At 37.8% G+C, this 15,727-nt stretch carries 13 protein-coding genes and 1 riboswitch; of the genes, 5 read left to right on the forward strand and 8 right to left on the reverse strand.

The features are described 5' to 3' along the window. Positions 1–102: 102 nt before the first annotated feature. On the reverse strand, positions 103–516 hold the full coding sequence (locus H6F45_RS14575) for a hypothetical protein (protein WP_096571954.1): 414 nt from the start codon (positions 514–516) through the stop codon (positions 103–105). A gap of 253 nt (positions 517–769) precedes the next feature. Further along, entirely contained in the window at positions 770–865 is a 96-nt protein-coding gene (psaM, locus tag H6F45_RS14580; protein ID WP_096571955.1) for a photosystem I reaction center subunit XII, read from the reverse strand. Between the two features lie 29 nt (positions 866–894). Between psaM and H6F45_RS14585 the strand changes: the two genes are divergently transcribed. After that, positions 895–1,089, forward strand: coding sequence for a hypothetical protein (locus H6F45_RS14585; protein ID WP_190347522.1), 195 nt, complete (start codon positions 895–897; stop codon positions 1,087–1,089). A gap of 37 nt (positions 1,090–1,126) precedes the next feature. Next, entirely contained in the window at positions 1,127–2,365 is a 1,239-nt protein-coding gene (locus tag H6F45_RS14590; protein WP_190347523.1) for an FGGY-family carbohydrate kinase, read from the forward strand. A gap of 64 nt (positions 2,366–2,429) precedes the next feature. Here the strand turns inward: H6F45_RS14590 and H6F45_RS14595 are convergent, their stop codons facing one another. After that, positions 2,430–3,956, reverse strand: coding sequence for a HAMP domain-containing sensor histidine kinase (locus tag H6F45_RS14595; protein WP_137669008.1), 1,527 nt, complete (start codon positions 3,954–3,956; stop codon positions 2,430–2,432). Positions 3,957–4,260: 304 nt separating this feature from the next. On the opposite strand from H6F45_RS14595, the gene H6F45_RS14600 reads away from it, so the two are divergent. Further along, positions 4,261–6,255 carry an AarF/ABC1/UbiB kinase family protein gene (locus H6F45_RS14600; protein ID WP_096571958.1) on the forward strand — a complete coding sequence of 665 codons (1,995 nt, stop codon included), beginning with the start codon at positions 4,261–4,263 and terminating at the stop codon, positions 6,253–6,255. Positions 6,256–6,347: 92 nt separating this feature from the next. Here the strand turns inward: H6F45_RS14600 and H6F45_RS14605 are convergent, their stop codons facing one another. After that, positions 6,348–6,779, reverse strand: a complete 432-nt coding sequence (locus H6F45_RS14605; protein ID WP_190347524.1) for a hypothetical protein — start codon at positions 6,777–6,779, stop codon at positions 6,348–6,350. A gap of 112 nt (positions 6,780–6,891) precedes the next feature. Next, complete coding sequence (locus H6F45_RS14610) at positions 6,892–9,996, reverse strand: valine--tRNA ligase (RefSeq protein ID WP_190347525.1); 3,105 nt, start codon at positions 9,994–9,996, stop codon at positions 6,892–6,894. A gap of 240 nt (positions 9,997–10,236) precedes the next feature. Between H6F45_RS14610 and H6F45_RS14615 the strand changes: the two genes are divergently transcribed. Together H6F45_RS14615 and H6F45_RS14620 are read left to right on the forward strand one after the other, a co-directional pair. Beyond that, complete coding sequence (locus H6F45_RS14615; protein ID WP_236104168.1) at positions 10,237–10,629, forward strand: GxxExxY protein; 393 nt, start codon at positions 10,237–10,239, stop codon at positions 10,627–10,629. A gap of 303 nt (positions 10,630–10,932) precedes the next feature. Then, on the forward strand, positions 10,933–12,672 hold the full coding sequence (locus H6F45_RS14620) for a pentapeptide repeat-containing protein (RefSeq protein ID WP_190347527.1): 1,740 nt from the start codon (positions 10,933–10,935) through the stop codon (positions 12,670–12,672). Positions 12,673–12,773: 101 nt separating this feature from the next. Here H6F45_RS14620 and H6F45_RS14625 read toward each other — a convergent pair whose 3' ends face one another. The 3 genes from H6F45_RS14625 to thiC form a co-directional block, all read right to left on the reverse strand. Next, a complete protein-coding gene (locus tag H6F45_RS14625; RefSeq protein WP_190347547.1) occupies positions 12,774–13,700 on the reverse strand; it encodes a hypothetical protein in 927 nt (308 codons plus the stop codon). A gap of 72 nt (positions 13,701–13,772) precedes the next feature. Next, positions 13,773–13,955: a PCP reductase family protein gene (locus tag H6F45_RS14630; protein WP_096571967.1), complete on the reverse strand. Its 183-nt coding sequence runs from the start codon at positions 13,953–13,955 to the stop codon at positions 13,773–13,775. A gap of 238 nt (positions 13,956–14,193) precedes the next feature. Further along, the gene (gene thiC, locus H6F45_RS14635) at positions 14,194–15,570 is read right to left on the reverse strand and encodes a phosphomethylpyrimidine synthase (protein ID WP_190347528.1); all 1,377 of its coding nucleotides are present in this window, start codon (positions 15,568–15,570) and stop codon (positions 14,194–14,196) included. A 6-nt stretch (positions 15,571–15,576) separates the two neighbouring features. Further along, a riboswitch (TPP riboswitch) is annotated at positions 15,577–15,674 on the reverse strand. Positions 15,675–15,727: the final 53 nt, after the last annotated feature.

Below are 15,727 nucleotides of genomic sequence, written 5' to 3' on the forward strand. Positions count from 1 at the left end.
CAAACTCTTCACGAATTAGCTATTGACTATTAGCTTCTGTTATTAATAGAAATTCATTTCTTATTTATACACCCTTAAAATTGCAAATCATTTCAATTTGTCTCAGGGTGTGGAATTGGATCGTTCAGTATCTTTAGTATCTGGATTAATCAGCACCACCGGAAGTTGACTGGGAGCAAATCTATATGATTGTTCTTGCCTGATACTATTAGCTTGACTGGGATCAAAATTGCGGCTAAATTCCGTCCTCAAATCATCAACACGTCCTTGCATGAGCTTGACTTCTGTGCGGATTTCTCGCAACTTATCTTGTTGTAACCGGTGATAAGGCATAAGCTGAGATAGAGCAGATACCGCTGCTGTGATAATAACCAAGTTAACGGTGATCTTGGCAGAAGTTTCTAGTGCCATGATTTGATAAGAACGTTGGTGAAGATGTTTTTTTGGTCTAGGAGCAGTTCGGGTGGGTTTAACTGGTGGTTGTAGCGGTGGTTTGGATGGTTGAAAGGCGTTCATAACAATAAAAATAGTCAGGCTGATTGAAGGGAAGCACCATTAAAAGTAAAATGGCGCTAATTGCGACTTAATTTAGCTGCCATATTACTTCATTTTTGGTAATTTTCTACAAGTATTAGGTCATAAAAAAAAATACCTGGCATACGCAGGTACATTTTTTCAAGATACTTTTGGCTAAAAGTCCCAAGATCCTGAAGATTTTACCTTGTATGGCCAGGTTGATTTAGTCTTGTGTGGGTGTCACATCTGGGAGTTACTTGTAAAGTTCAGTCGCCAAACGCCAAGCGAGAATGCCTGGAATTAAAGCTACAACTAGAGCGATGTACACTTGAGTATCTGAGATAGTCATGGTGGAAACTCTCCTAAAATTCCAATGAGATGATTAACATTTCTTTTACTACTTTTCCTTGTTTTGCCAAAATTGGGGAATATCTTGTTACAAGATGCAACAAAAACATGATTTTTTCAGGAGTCAGGAGTCAGGAGTCAGGAGTCAGGAGTCAGGAGGCAGGAGTTATTGATTTTGGATTTTGGATTTTGGATTGTTTTTGTCAACTCCAATCTAAAATCTAAAATCTAAAATTTTCTTCCCTATTCCCTATTCCCCGTTATGACTTTCTACTTGGGTATTGATTTTGGTACATCTGGCGCACGAGCGATAGTGATTGATGAAGAGGCTAGAATTGTCTCTCAAATGCGTTATCCTTGGGCAAATGTGACAAATTGGGTAAATTGCTGGAAAGACGCTTTATGGGGTCTTATAGAGGGAATTTCCCAGGAATGGCGGCGTGAAATTGGGGCGATCGCTATTAACGGTACTTCTTCCACAATCTTGCTGACTGACGCTGCTGGCCAGCCTGTAGATGCTCCCTTATTGTACAACGATCCACGGGGATCAATGATGCTCAAGGATTTGAGTAGTATTGCTCCACCTAACCACACGGTACTGAGTGCTACTTCTAGCCTGGCAAAATTGCTGTGGATGCAACAATTACCTACGTTTAATCAAGCTAGATATTTACTACATCAAGCTGATTGGCTGGCATTTCTCTTACATGGAAAATTAGGTATTAGCGATTATCACAACGCTTTAAAATTGGGTTATGACGTAGAAAAGTTGCAATATCCAGAATGGCTAGAAAAAATGCAAATTCCTGTGTTTTTACCCCAAGTTTTAGCACCTGGTACTCCCATTAGTGAAATAACTCCAGAAATTGCGGCTAAATTTGGTTTTAGGCGTGATTGCTTGGTGTGTACAGGAACAACAGATAGTATTGCGGCTTTTTTAGCTAGTGGAGCAAAATTACCAGGGGAAGCGGTAACTTCTTTGGGTTCAACCTTGGTGTTGAAACTTTTGAGTCGTACCCGTGTAGAAGATGCACGATATGGAATTTACAGCCACCGTTTAGGAGATTTATGGTTAACTGGAGGAGCTTCTAATACTGGTGGTGCTGTATTAAAACACTTTTTTACTGATGATGAGTTAGTTCGCTTGAGTCAAGAACTTGATGTATCAAAAGCGAGTGAGTTAGATTATTATCCTTTGTTGAAAGAGGGCGATCGCTTTCCCATTAATGATCCCCATCTACCCCCAAGACTAGAACCTAGACCAGATGATCCCAAAGAATTTTTACATGGTTTGTTATCAAGTATGGCGCGAATAGAAGCAAGAGGATATGAATTATTGCAACAACTGGGAGCAGATAAATTAAGCTATGTTTATACGGCTGGTGGTGGTGCGGCTAATTCTACTTGGACGGCTATTAGAGCTAAATATTTAAAAGTACCTGTAGTTGCATCTAATAACACCGAAGCTGCTTATGGAAGTGCGCTTTTAGCGATGCGGTGATCAAGAATAGGTGATTGGTGATTGGTGATTGGGGAGAAATATTTACCTCCTGCCTCCTGACTGCTTACATTTTCACTTTTTGTTGACAACTAACTTCTAAAGGGAGGAAAATGGTTAAAACTTCCCCATATTTGGGATTTTGACGTACAATCAACTTACCACCAATAGCTTGAAATAGATGTTTAGTAGCAGAAATATTTAAACTAATAGTTCCTGTTTCCGGCTGGAATACTAATAATTGACCTAAAGATTTACGAATTGGTAGTGTTATTGTTCTGGTTGTATCTTGACAATCTAATTGAGGTGATAATTGTAATTTGAGTTGATCCCCGGCGGGAATAACTTGAACTTGAATAGAACTACCGGGGGGTAAACTGCGGGTGAAATTTTCCATTAAACCGGTGAGTACCCGATCTAGCATAGCGGGATTACTGACAACAGTTGGTAATTGCTGAGGTAAAGCCACATCTAAAGTTAAATTCCGTCGAGTTGCTGCTTGTTGCCAACGGGGGATACTTTGCTGTAAAACTTGATCCAAAGACATTGGAGTTAATTGGGTATTGCCAGATTTTGTTGTTGTACAAGTTTCTAATTCTGCGGCTTTAAATAACAACTCCATCCGATCAATTTGTTCAGTACATTCGTGATCAATAACTTGCAAACGATTAATTACAGTAGTTGGTAAATCTTGCCGCTTGAGTAGCAACCGAGTCATAGTACGAATAGTTGCCAGTGGGGTGCGGACTTCATGGGCAAAAGCTTGTAGTAATTCCACATCAGAACGGGAAGATGGTTTTGCTGATGGGGAAAGATGATTGTGGGTAGGTGGAGAGATGGGAATAGTATGTGTTGGTTTATCCGTTTCTGGTTCTGCTAATTCCTGAAGCAAAAACTGGGTAAATTGAATTATAGTTTGATAGTTTGGTGCAGTTGCCGGATATTTTTGGACTAAAGCATCCAAATCGGCAAATAATTCGGGATTAGTCAAAACCACCCTTGCGCCTAAAACTTGCCAAGCTTGCTGTACTACTTCTGGTGCAAAAGAAAATAAAAATTCTTTGTTCCCGCTGCTGTTTGCTGATAACACTAAAACCAATCTAAAATTTTCTGTGAACACCAAGCAAAACTGCTCTGCTCCTAGAGGATCGGCAGGTAATAAGGGTAAAATTGATTCTTCTGGACAGATATGATTATATTTGTAAGCATAGTCTGTAATTTGCTGCGGATCTTCCCAAGGAGATATGGCTTCATTTTCTCGACTTTGGGCGATCGCACCGGAAACTTGAAACGGCATCAAAGCCAAAGGGTTAAAGGGTTGGGCAGTAAAAGTAACCGTTTTTAAACTTTTAGTTAATTTTGGCTGACTAAATAAGGGTGCTGGTGCTGTTAAAACTAAACCTTGAGTTAAACCTTGGGTTAAACCTTGAGTGATGTCAGATGTCGTAGTTGCCAAGGTATTGAGGAGGAGATGTTCTGTAGCTGCTAAACTGATGCGCCATTGTTGCTCTGCTTTAGCAGATGAACACTCAGCCTTATTTGATCGGCTTGCGGCTAAAACTTCTCTCAAACTTGGCAAAATCCATTCGTACACAGGTTTTCACCTCTCGATTAACGAGTATCTAAAATCTAATTGACGAGCATCTCACAGCAGCTAAAGTAGACACTGCACTATATACTTATGAGGTTATAGTCTTTTCTGCATTAGTGATAGTAGTAGAACCGAACAATTGAGTAGGAATTTCCCTGGCGATGATGGCTATCTTGATGAAAATCAAGCTGGGATAAAACCTTGCCAAGATATGATTACAACTTTCCTTGCTTGTTGACTTATCTAGCGGCATTCGCAACATATTGTTACAATATTTAACAGCGTTTATCTCACTGGTGGCTTTTTGATGATGGTTAAGAGTCTTCCCCCTAGTTCTCGTTCTACCGTGGAGGACAGTCGCGGAAGCGAATTGTCCTTAATTGAAGTAATACCAGAAAATAGTACAGAAGTCTTGGTGATCAATTCACCAAAATTCTCAGCAAAGCATAAGCAGACAGTATTAGCTGAAACTGAACCTGAGACACTGCGTTATGATCCTGAAGAGATTCAAGCACATTACCAAAACCAGCCTTTACAGGTTCTGCGGCGAATTTTAACAGTTTTACGACCTACGTTGTCATATCTTTTCGGGATTTGGTGGGATAAGCAACGGGGAATTGTGGTGAAAAATGATCGTCGTCGGGCAGTTCAACTGCGAGAATTATTAACAAAATTAGGTCCTGCTTATATTAAAATTGGACAGGCATTGTCTACTAGACCGGATTTAGTTCCTCCTATATATTTGGAAGAATTAACTAAATTACAAGATCAATTACCACCGTTTCCTAATGAAATAGCTTACCAGTTTATTGAGGAAGAATTAGGAAGTCGTCCAGAGGAGATTTACGCGGAACTTTCAGCAGAACCAATTGCTGCTGCGTCTTTGGGACAAGTTTATAAAGGTAAACTCAAAACTGGGGAAGAGGTAGCAATTAAAGTCCAGCGTCCAGATTTGCGAGAAAGAATTACCATTGATTTGTACATTTTACGCAAGTTAGCTGGATGGGTGCAAAAAAATGTAAAACGGGTTAGAAGTGATTTAGTTGGGATTTTGGATGAATTGGGCGATCGCATTTTTGAAGAAATGGACTATATCCATGAAGGTGAAAATGCTGAACGCTTTTTTGAATTATATGGACATATCCCAGATATTTATGTACCAAAAATTTACTGGGAATACACCAACCGTCGCGTTTTAACGATGGAATGGATTAATGGTATTAAATTAACTCAAACGAGGGAAATTAAAGAACTAGGAATAGATGCACGTTATTTAATTGAAGTAGGTGTGCAGTGTTCCCTGCGTCAATTATTAGAACATGGATTTTTCCACGCTGACCCCCATCCTGGTAATTTGTTAGCTACCTTTGATGGTAAGTTAGCTTATCTTGATTTTGGGATGATGAGCGAAATTAAACCGCCCCAACGTTATGGTTTAATTGAAGCTATTGTTCACGTTGTTAACCGTGATTTTGATTTATTAGCACAAGATTATGTCAAATTAGAATTTCTTTCCCCAGAAACAGATTTAACACCGATTGTTCCGGCTTTTAGCAAGGTTTTTGCTAATGCCCAAGGTGCGAGTGTCGCAGAACTAAACATTAAAAGCATTACTGATGATTTATCAGCATTAATGTATGAGTATCCTTTCCGCGTACCTCCCTATTACGCTTTAATTATTCGTTCTTTGGTGACATTGGAAGGGATTGCTATTTATATAGATCCGAATTTCAAAGTTCTCAGTGAAGCTTATCCTTATGTTTCTAAACGACTGTTAACAGATCCAGCTGATGAATTAAGAACTTCATTGAAAGATTTACTATTTAAAGATGGTAAATTCCGGTGGAATCGTTTAGAAAACTTGTTAAAAAATGCCCGTAATAGTCAAGATTACGACTTTAATTTAATCATGAATCAGAGTGTAGAATTTCTCTCTTCTGAACGCGGTGTATTTATTCGTGATAGGTTAGTAGATGAGTTTGTGAATGGGCTGGATGCGGTAAGTAAAAACGTTTTACATAATTTTACTTTTTTACTCCGAGAAAGGGTAGGTTTAACAGCAGTTAATGAAATGCCTGGTGCAAGTGTTGAACAACAACAAACTTTAGAACATATTAAACGAATTTTAGGAATTCTCCGAGAAACGAGAGGTTTTGATCCTGCTAAACTTGCTCCCCAAGTAGCGCAGGTACTTTTTAATCCAAGAGTACATTATTTAGGACAACAAATTGCTAATCGTTTTACGCAAAAAGCCGTAGCTAGGTTAATTCGGCAATTATTAGCAGAAGAGGAAATTGGGTGATTGGTGATTGGTGATTGGTGATTGGTGATTGGTGATTGGTGATTGGGAATCATATAATTAATTACCCATTATCAATTATCAATTATCAATTATCAATTACCCCCTTGATGTCCATTGTGGTCACGTTGAATACTTTCTTGTAGGGCTTGAATTTGTTCATGACGGGCTTCTAATTCCAAAGTGCGACGGGCTAAATCTTGATTTTGCAAGGTTAAAGATTGTCGCCACTGTTCCGCTTTTTCTGCTTCCTGTTGTAAAAATTCTGGGGTAATACCAGTTTTGAGGTAAGTTTGCACTAAATAAAGTACCCAACTGGTAGCGTCTTCAATTGTTTCTATTTCACCTGTAGGAGAAAGTTCGACTAATACCAGCACTTTCTCGTTCATGATGCTTCCTTTTGCCAGAAGAATACAAGTATCTTCAGAAATAATATACCATAAATATTCAGATTCCTGACGTGCTAATAGGCGTAATTGATATTGCCCTAAAAAATCATTTTTACATACTTGAGCTAGATACAACATAGTAATTCAAAATTTGGTAATTGGTAATTGGTAATTGGTAATTGGTAATTGGTAATTGGTAATAGAGAAAAATTATTTCCTATATCACCGTTTACCGATTACCATTCACCTGTTATAAAGTACGCAGACGTTCCTGCAAAATTTCCGCTTGTTTTTGTGCTTCTGCTAAAGCATCTCTGGTAGTTTGTACCACATCTGCGGGAGCTTTATCTACAAAGTTGGAATTACTCAATCTTCCAGTTAAAGCTTTAACTTCCGCTTCAACTTTATTCAAACTTTTCTCTAATTTCGCCCGCAATACTTCAACATCAACTACTCCAGTTAAGGGAATAACAATTTGCACAGTACCCACAACTCCGGAAATAGAATTTTCTTTTTCCTGTGCAGGTTCTTTTTCTTCTTCCTGTGTGGTAGCAGGTTCTATTTCTGTTTCTGTTGGTGTTTCCTTCGCTGGGAAATATTTAGCAAATAATTCTTTTCTGGCTTTACCATTGAGTAGATAACGGACTACAAACCAACCTGCATAAAATAAACCCACTGTTTCAAAGAAACTACCAAAAATGGGTATCCGCAAAGATGTATTGCCGACAAAAATAACGACTCTGAGAGTAACTAACACCGCCAGAATTAAACCAATATTTTTCAAGGTCCGCCAATAGGAACTACTGAAAAGTTCTTTATTTTTGGGTAATTCTGTTGGTGCTTCTGTTGGTGATCCTGTTGGTGCTTCTCCAGTATTTTCTGGAGTGCTTTCTATGGAAGTGGGAGCATTAATAGTTAAGGTTTCTACCTTAGCTAAATCTTTGATATATGCTTCCGCAATTGTCAGGATTGACCTTTCTTTTTCACTTTCACTTTGCAAATTTGCGGTAATTTTTGCCCCTGGTTTAACATCAGCTTCCGCCCGTAAATTACGAATGGTGCGGATAGTATTAATTAACAAATCAAATTGTGTTTCTAAGTCAGCATCAATTAGATTTGTATCTGCTTCTGGATAAGATTGTAAAGCTAAAACTTGGGGATTTTCGGCTGGTTGTTGGGTGAGAGTTTGCCAAATTTCTTCCGTAATATGGGGCATGAAAGGATGTAATAACTTTAATACCCCTTCCAAAACGTAGGCGATAATTTGTTGGGCAATTTTCCGAGATGCGGGATCTGCATCTTTTTGTAATCTGGATTTTACTAATTCAATATACCAGTCACAAAAATCTCCCCAAATAAACTCATACAGTCCTTTGGCTGCTTCCCCTAAACCATAATTATCAATGTAGTTATTTGTTTGTTTAACTACTTGATGATAACGGGAAAGAATCCATTTATCACTGAGTTCTATGGGTTCTGGTTTACCTAATTGGGCTGGAGTTTGTCCATCCAAATTCATCATGACAAATCGGGCAGCATTCCAGATTTTATTGGCAAAATTTCGGGATGCTTCTACAGAGATAGATTCGTCTTTTTTGCGGTCATATTCTAAGCGAATATCTTGACCTGCACCGACTACTTCTTTAACTAATGTATAACGCAGGGCATCAGTTCCATATTTATCAATCAACAATAATGGGTCAATGCCATTGTTTGCTGATTTGGACATTTTCTTATTATTTTCATCCCTCACTAAACCGTGAATATAAACGGTTTTAAAGGGCATTTTTCCGGTAAAATGTCCTGCCATTAAGGTCATTCTTGCTACCCAGAAAAAGATGATATCAAATCCTGTAACTAGGGTAGCGTTGGGGTAGTAGGTTTCTAAGTCTTTGGTTTGTTCTGGCCATCCTAATGTGGAGAAAGGCCATAAACCGGAGGAAAACCAGGTGTCTAAAACGTCGGGGTCTTGTTCTAGTTTGACTTCTTCGCCAAATTGGGCTTTAGCTTTTTCTAATGCTTCTGCTTCGGTTTTAGCAACAAAGAAGGGTGTGGTGTCGGTAATTTCTCCGCCGGTTTCGCTGACTGCATACCAAGCGGGTATTTGATGACCCCACCACAATTGACGGGAAATACACCAGTCACGCAGATTTACCAACCAATCACGATAAACCTTTCTCCAGCGTTCGGGGACAAATTCGGGGGAATTTTGGTTATCGAGGAAATCGAGGGTTTTATCTGCAATGGGGCGAATTTTAACAAACCACTGGGTTGAAAGTAGGGGTTCTACGGGGACTTTTCCGCGATCGCTATAGGGTACTGTATGTTTATAGTCTTCTACTTTGACCAGTACGCCATCAGCTTCTAAACGAGCAACTACATTTTTTCTAGCAACAAAGCGGTCTTGTCCTTGGAACTCTCCCGCATTTTCGTTAAGCGTGCCGTCTTTGTTCATGATATTGATAAACGGCAAATCATGACGCTTACCCATTTCAAAGTCGTTAGGGTCATGGGCAGGAGTGACTTTAACGCATCCTGTACCGAAAGCGGGGTCAACTAATTCATCACCAATAATCGGTATTTCCCGATTCATGATGGGGAGGGTGAGAGTTTTACCAATTAAATGTTTATACCGTTCATCTTCCGGGTTAACCGCAACTGCCGTATCACCTAACATGGTTTCGGGTCTTGTGGTGGCAACTTCCACAAATCCAGAACCATCGCTGAGAGGATAACGGAAGTGCCAAAGATTACCATTTACCTCTTTGGGTTCGACTTCCAAATCAGACACCGCAGACTGAGAAGCGGGACACCAGTTAACTAAGTAATTACTCCGGTAAATTAGACCTTCTTCATAAAGACGGATAAATGCTTCTAAAACAGCTTTTGATAAACCTTCATCTAGGGTGAAGCGTTCCCGCGACCAGTCCACGGAAACACCCAAACGGCGTAATTGATTGACAATTGTACCACCTGATTCAGCTTTCCATTGCCAAGCCCGTTCTAAGAATTTTTCCCTACCTAAGTCGTAGCGAGTTTTACCTTCTGCTTTGAGTTGTTTTTCCAGAATGGTTTGTACTGCTATACTTGCGTGGTCAGTACCAGGTAGCCAAAGAGCGTTTTTACCCTTCATTCTTTGATAGCGAATGATGGCATCAATCAACGCACTTTCAAATGCGTGACCCATGTGTAAACTGCCGGTGACGTTGGGAGGGGGAATAACAATACAGTAGGGTTCACCGGGGTGGTTGGGGTCTGCTTTGTAGACTTGGTTTTCTTCCCAGAATTTTTGCCATTTCGCTTCTGTGGAGAATGATTCGTAAACACTGGGGAGATTTGGTATAGTTGCGGTCATGCTGGGAATTATCAGTTTTTTAGGACTCTGATCAATTTTGCCACAAGGTAGGATAGATGGTGATTTGTTACGAACCGCAAAGTTAGTAAATTTGGGAGATGGGTAAGTTTTGGAAGTGTGAGATAATACGGTTTATGGTCTGTTGGTTTTGATGATCTTTGTTTTGTTTAAACCGCAAAGTTCGCAAAGTTCGCAAAGTAAGAGGATTAAGTAATTTATTTAATGTTAGCAAAGGAAGTTATGCTGAGACAGCCAAATGAAGAGGTAGAAAAGTTAGCTTATAGAGTTATTGGTGCTGCTATTGAGGTACATCAAGTATTAGGTTCTGGATTTTTAGAGGAGGTATATCATAGGGCTTTAAGAGAAGAATTTCTTTTTCGTGAAATACCTCATACCTGTGAACATCCAGTAAAACTATACTATAAAGGTCGTCCTGTAGGCGAGGGTAAATTAGATTTTTTAGTTGGAGAATCCTTAATAGTAGAATTAAAATCTGTGCAAAGTTTAACTCCTATCCATGAAGCACAAGTTCTCTCATATTTAAAAATGACTACATACCCCCTTGCACTCCTCATCAACTTTAATGTTTCCCTCCTCAAAGAAGGCATAAAACGCATCATCTTTTCCTCCTAACCTTACCCTCCTTTAAATCCTCTTCCTTTGTGTACTTTGCGTACTTTGCGGTTCGTTACAAAAAACTAGAGGTTATTTTTATAATATTACTTGATTCTATTTTATCTTAAAGAGATACATTTAGTATGATTGGCGATCGCACTACGGTTAGCTATTGATAAAGTGTGACATATTTTTTCAAAGTTGGGTGGAAAAACAAAACTTGTGTATCAAAATTATAATAATTCCTTATTCAGTTTGTAAATTTGCTACAATATAAAGGTATTTATAAATAAACTATACCGTATAAAAGGCTCAAACAGTATGAACGCTGAGGAACTTATAGCACTTTATGAAGCAGGAGAAAGAGATTTTCAGGGTTTAGATTTGGAAAATATAGATTTAAGAGATGTTGATTTAAGTTGTGCTAATCTAAGACTTACTAACTTACGAAATGCTGATTTAAGTTGTGCTAATCTAAGACTTACTAATTTAAATTATGCAAATTTGAGTGGTGCTGATTTAAGTGGTGCTGATTTAAGTGATGCTTATTTAAATGATGCTAATCTAAGACTTACTGATTTAAGTGATGCTAATTTAACTGGTGCAAATTTAACCGATACTAATTTGAGTGGTGCTGATTTAAGTGATGCTGATTTAAATTGGATAAATTTAACTGGTGCAAATTTAACCGATGCAAATTTAAGTGGTGCTGATTTAAGTGATGCTGATTTAAATTGGGTAAATTTAACTGGTGCAATAATTGATAGCGAGACAAAATTAGATTATAAATGGTATTGTGTATGGAAACTTATTAATTCAAAATTCAATGTTTTTGATGTAAACTTAACTTATGATGATACAGATTTAGAAGAACACGATAATAATTTAATTATTAATGGTATAGATTTAACTTTTGGTGATATCAATTTAAGTAATGCTGAATTAAGTTGTGCTAAATTAGAGTTTATTAACTTAAATGGTGCTAACTTAATTGGAACTAACTTCAGTAATTCTGATTTGAGTGGAACTAATTTAAGTGATGCTAATTTAAAAAATGCTGATTTGAGTGGAACTAATTTAAGTGGTGCTAATTTAAAAAATGCTGATTTGAGTGGAACTAATTTAAGTGGTGCTAATTTAAATTGGGTAAATTTAACTGGTGCAATAATTGATGATAAGACAAAAATAGACCATAAGTGGTATTTAGCATGGAAAATTGTTAATGGAAAATCAGATAATTTAATAAAAAATTATTATCAACTTTCTTTATTTAATCTACTAAATAATTCATTTGATTATAATCAATATATAGGTAAAGATTTAAGTAGTTCTTATCTTCATAATTTAGACCTTATAGGCTTAAATTTGAGTTTTTCTATTTTTTGTCGTGCTGATTGTCAAAATGCTAATTTCACAAATACTAACTTATATTGTGCAAACTTTCATGATGCAAATTTAAGAGGTGCAAATTTTACTAATGCTGATTTACGATATGCAATTTTAATAGGTGCTGATTTAAGAGGAGCAGATTTTACTAATGCTGATTTACGACATATAAATTTTCATGGAGTAGACTTAACAAAGTCTAACACAGAAGGAGCAAAATTCACAACATTTGATGATATATCATGTTCTTGGAATCAGTTAAATGATAATCAATTTGAAGAACTTTGTTATGATATTTTGAGAGAAAAACATAAATTAACTAATATAGATAAAATTGGTAATTCTCGATCTCGTGATGGTGGTCGAGATATTGTATTTTTTAAAGGTGTAGATATTAATAAAAAACCTATTAAATGGATAGCTCAATGTAAGTTAAAAAGTGATAAGCGATCTCTTGGAAGCTCACAAGTCACTGATATAAGTGATATGCTAGTAGCACAAGAAGCTAAGGGTTTTTGTATTATGACTAGCGGAATAATTGACGCAACTTTACATGATAAATTAGATGCTTTAAGAGATAGAAACGGTATTGAAGTCGAAAAATGGTCATATTTAGAAATAGAACGATTTTTAGCAGAACATCCAGAAATTAAAGCCAGGTATTTTAAAGATTAAGTTGATAAAAATAATCCATAAAATTATCTTACACAGGTAGGCTTTGTTTGTATAGCCCCAGATTTCAAATCTCAGGGCTAAATTGTAACCAATATATCCTATTATTCCCGATTCCGCAATCTTTCTAACAACTCCTCACGGGATAAACTACCCAAAGACAAAAGTAACTGAGAACGTTCAGCAATAGGAAATTTAGCAATCTTTTCCACCGCACCAGATAACTCAGCATCTAAACTACCAAACCGCCCTTCCAACAAAGAAGTTATCAATAAAAGTTGTCCTTCCTGTCTTCCTTCCTGTCTTCCTTCTTGCTTTGCTTCTTGTCTCCATTCTTCCCGTTGTTGTAAATAAGCTGGTGATAAGTTCATAATCTCTTCCTCCTCTTCTCTACTTAAATTATCTCTCAATTCTAAATTCTTGCGCCAGTCGGCTAAAATTTCTAACAAATTCTCCCTAAAAGGGTTGTTTTCAGGTAAAGTCGTTAACTCCTCTACTGCTCTTTTTTGTGTTCCTCCTTTCCCTAAAACTCTTAACCATAAGGTGTCCTCATTTTCTGGTAATTGATGAATCACAACTATTGCTGTTTTCAAAATATCATGCAGAAAATAAATACCCTTAACCCAATCTTCTCCTATCTCATTTGCACCTAATCCTTTAATCATGCGAGGTGAGAAAGTTGGTGTTAAAATCCATAACATCGGAAATTCTGATTCAGCAATATTTTGGTTTTCTCGTTTCGCCCTCCTGACAATATCGCCATGAACAGCATATAATTTGAGTAAACAACTGCGAATTTCTATTTCTGATGGTGGGTTACGAAAAACCTCAATTAAACATTGAGTTTTGGCGATTTTACCTAATAAACCCAAAGGTAAATTTTCCTGAGTGGGTGTAGGAAAGGGTTCAAACCAAACATCAATTTCTTGAACTTCGCTTTTCACCTTTTCGCTTTTTTTGATTGTTCCTACAGGTGTTAATAATTCCTCTAGGTATTCTTTAGCAAATTGATCGTGAGTTTGTCGAGTCATTTGATGATATTGAAAATCACATTTTTCCAAAAATAACACTAAACATGAAAAATATTGGTTTGGTAATTTCAACTACTTATTAAAATTCTTATTAAACAACTGTTTAGCCTGTTCATAAACCTGAATATCAATAACAACTATCCCATTCTCCTGAGCATAATTTTCAATCTTCTTCCGTGCAAAAGGACGCACAAAAAAAGGAATTTCTTTAATTTTCGCTTCCGCTTCCGCAGTCCATTTTATTTGTTCACTCATAGATTTTTAGGTTGTGAATGATGTGACAGATTTCGATTTATGCACAGTTACAAAAATACAGCATTTTTAATGTATTTCTTCAATCTTCTTTTTCTCTTCTTTCTTCCTTTGCGCCTTTGCGTCTACCCTGCGGGATCTCCTCACGGAGATTGCGTGAGATATAAAAATATAGTTCACGAAAATCACTATAATATCGTTACCAGGTTTAACCCAGTAACGATATTTAACCAGAACTATTTTAGCATTGTTGCGCTACAGGTTCTTTAGCCAAAAATTCCTCTAACTCAGTTAAAGCCTCATCTTCAATCTTAGTCTGCATAGGACAGAACTTAGGACCACACATAGAACAAAACTCAGCCTTTTTATAAACATCATCAGGCAAAGTTTCATCATGATATTCCCTAGCTCGCTCAGGATCTAAAGCTAATTCAAATTGACGATTCCAATCAAAATTATACCGCGCTCTAGACAGTTCATCATCCCGATCTCTAGCACCAGGGCGATGTCTAGCAATATCCGCAGCATGAGCAGCTATTTTATAAGCTATTAACCCATTACGCACGTCTTCAGCATTAGGTAAACCTAAATGCTCTTTAGGTGTCACATAACACAACATCGCCGTACCATACCATCCCGCCATGGCTGCACCAATGGCTGAAGTAATATGATCATAACCAGGAGCAATGTCTGTAACTAAAGGACCTAGAACATAGAAAGGAGCTTCTGAACATTCCTCCATTTGCTTGCGGACATTAAACTCAATTTGATCCATAGGCACGTGACCAGGACCTTCCACCATTACCTGTACATCATGTTCCCATGCTCTGCGGGTAAGTTGACCTAAAGTTTTCAGTTCCGCTAACTGCGCTGCATCTGTCGCATCATGGGTACATCCAGGACGCAGGGAGTCGCCTAAACTGAAAGTAACATCATATTTCTTGAAAATCTCAATGATGTCATTGAAATGGGTGTACAGGGGGTTTTGTTTGCGGTGCAGCAACATCCACTTAGCCAAAATACCGCCACCACGGGAAACAATACCTGTAAGACGAGTTTTCACTAAAGGTAAATGTTCTATCAACAAACCCGCGTGAATAGTTTGATAGTCTACCCCTTGTTGAGCGTGCTTTTCGATGATGTGAAGAAAGTCGTCAGCGGTGAAGTTTTCCATTCTGCCGTGGACGCTTTCTAAAGCTTGGTAAACTGGTACAGTACCGATAGGAACAGGTGAAGCTTTGATAATAGCAGTACGAATTTCATCTAAATTACCACCACCTGTGGACAAGTCCATCACGGTATCAGCACCGTATTTAATAGATAATCTTAATTTTTCCAGTTCTTCTTGAACATCGGAAGAATTAGGAGATGCACCAATATTGGCATTGACTTTACATTTAGAAGCGATACCTATAGCCATCGGTTCTAGGTTAGTGTGATTAATATTCGCAGGGATCACCATTCTTCCCCGTGCTACTTCTTCGCGGATCAGTTCAGGAGGAAGGTTTTCCACCTTAGCGACGTGGTACATTTCCTCAGTAATTACACCTTGGCGAGCGTAGTGCATTTGTGTAACATTACGCTGTTCACGTCGCTTGGCTACCCATTCAGTTCGCATACAATAATCCTCAATATACAGCTTCCCTACGCTGGTATTACCCAGTCTCAGGTGTTAAGGGTTTGATCTCAGCTTGGCTTTCACAAGCACCCCTAGCATCAATGGAATTTTAGCATTTTAATGATCAGCAAGGGGAGGGGGTTAATATTTTTTGGTA

Origin of the sequence: Sphaerospermopsis sp. FACHB-1194, from assembly GCF_014696235.1 — a bacterium.
Classification (GTDB): domain Bacteria; phylum Cyanobacteriota; class Cyanobacteriia; order Cyanobacteriales; family Nostocaceae; genus Sphaerospermopsis; species Sphaerospermopsis kisseleviana.